Annotated in this window: 3 protein-coding genes; 2 read left to right on the top strand and 1 reads right to left on the bottom strand. The window is 29.7% G+C overall.

What is annotated here, in order from left to right; all coding sequences use genetic code 11:
* Window positions 1–61: 61 nt before the first annotated feature.
* Complete coding sequence (locus HNS40_RS22290) at window positions 62–247, bottom strand: hypothetical protein (RefSeq protein WP_172284915.1); 186 nt, start codon at window positions 245–247, stop codon at window positions 62–64.
* A gap of 71 nt (window positions 248–318) precedes the next feature.
* Between HNS40_RS22290 and HNS40_RS22295 the strand changes: the two genes are divergently transcribed.
* Complete coding sequence (locus HNS40_RS22295; protein WP_172284916.1) at window positions 319–1179, top strand: hypothetical protein; 861 nt, start codon at window positions 319–321, stop codon at window positions 1177–1179.
* A gap of 2 nt (window positions 1180–1181) precedes the next feature.
* Window positions 1182–1640 carry a transposase gene (locus tag HNS40_RS23855; RefSeq protein ID WP_172284917.1) on the top strand — a complete coding sequence of 153 codons (459 nt, stop codon included), beginning with the start codon at window positions 1182–1184 and terminating at the stop codon, window positions 1638–1640.
* Window positions 1641–1648: the final 8 nt, after the last annotated feature.

Consider the following 1648-nt stretch of genomic DNA (forward strand, 5'->3'; position numbering starts at 1 on the left):
CATTAGCGTTAACTTAAGCTGTCTATTTTTTTAAGTTACAGATATACATATGATTACAAGACTATTTCTTTCTGACTTCTTTGTTTTTTACTCTTTTTAATACAAAGGTGTTTTTATCTTCAAGCACCCATTCCATCTCTTCTCCTTTTGATAACTCAGCCGCTTCAGCTACAGCTGCTGGAAAATTTATATAAAAAGACTTTGTATTCCCTCTGTCAACTCGTTGTATTTTTACTTTATATCCCATTTTATTTGTTTTTTAATAATAGTATATATACTATTGGTAAAGATATTATTTTTAACCTAATAAACATAGAAATGAGAAAAAATGATTTTGATGATTTTTTAGAACAAATTGGTATTGATCAGAAATGGTTAGACATTCTTGCTTTTAATACTGGTCTTATTATTAGGAAGCGGTTAATTACTGCTACGGAACTTTTATATTCTTTTTGCATGGAATCTACCAATGGTATTGTAAGCTATAATGATATTGCTGCCCATATAGATTCAGAATGCGGAGTATCTGTTTCTAGACAGGCAATATGGAAAAAGGCAAAGGAGCCTTGTCTGAGTTTTTTCAAGGCAATACTAGAATGCCTAATAGCAGCGAAAACAAAAATTAAGGACTCCCAATATTTAAATTACTCTTCATCTTTCAAACGCATTCTTGTACAGGATAGTACTATTATTAAATTACCATTAAGATTATTTGAGATTTTTTCAGGTGTATCCAATGCGAATTCAAAAGCTTGTAATGCTAGAATCCAGGGAGTTTATGATATTCTAAACGAGAAGTTTATTGAATTTTCAATAGACCCCTATAGTAAGAACGATTTAATAGCAGCTTCTGAAACTGAACTAAAAAAAGGAGACTTATCATTAAGAGATAGGGGGTATTTGATTAATGATGAAATCCAACGCCATAAAAACACTAATGCACATTGTATATATCGTTACAAATTTGGGGTTATGCTTTTAGACGAAATCAGTGAAGTCCCGATTAATTTACTCAAGAAATTAAAAAAAGACAGGTTTATAGATATGAATGTAAAATTGAATAATAAATCTAAAACCACGGTTAGAGTCGTGGCAGAGCCTGTAAATGAAGAAATTGCTAATGAAAGGAGGCGAAAGGCTAAACAGGAAAAAAAACTTTTCCCTCCAAGGAATATTTAGAAATGCTTTCATGGTCAATATTTATTACAACTATTTCTAAAGAAGAATTAGCTTTTGAGCAAATATTCAATCTATATGGTCTAAGATGGAGAATTGAAATTATTTTTAAATCTTGGAAAAGTAATATGAGCTTTAGTAAAATACATAACGTGTCGCATATACAATTGCAAATAATATTAATATCAAGGTTTATTATGATTTTGATATGTACTCAATTTATATTTTCACCATGTAGAGTGAAAGTAAAAAAACATTTCAATCGACACTTAAGTCTATTAAAAACAATACATTATCTTATCAAAAAACCTCATATGATTATTGAAATAGCTAATGAACTTAGGAACAGCCCAAATATCCCAGGCGACTCATTAGCTAAATTATCAAGGTATTGTACTTATGAGAAAAGGAAAAATCGATTAAATTTTGAGCAACAAATTGAAAGAGCTTTTTGCTTAAGTTAACGCTAATG

It is taken from the genome of Lentimicrobium sp. S6, assembly GCF_013166635.1.
GTDB lineage: Bacteria > Bacteroidota > Bacteroidia > Bacteroidales > UBA12170 > UBA12170.

What these genes read in the sequence shown, in the direction of transcription:
- HNS40_RS22290 (WP_172284915.1), bottom strand. Translation starts at nt 247, where the DNA reads ATGGGATATAAAGTAAAAATACAACGAGTTGACAGAGGGAATACAAAG.
- HNS40_RS22295 (WP_172284916.1), top strand. Translation starts at nt 319, where the DNA reads ATGAGAAAAAATGATTTTGATGATTTTTTAGAACAAATTGGTATTGAT.
- HNS40_RS23855 (WP_172284917.1), top strand. Translation starts at nt 1,182, where the DNA reads ATGCTTTCATGGTCAATATTTATTACAACTATTTCTAAAGAAGAATTA.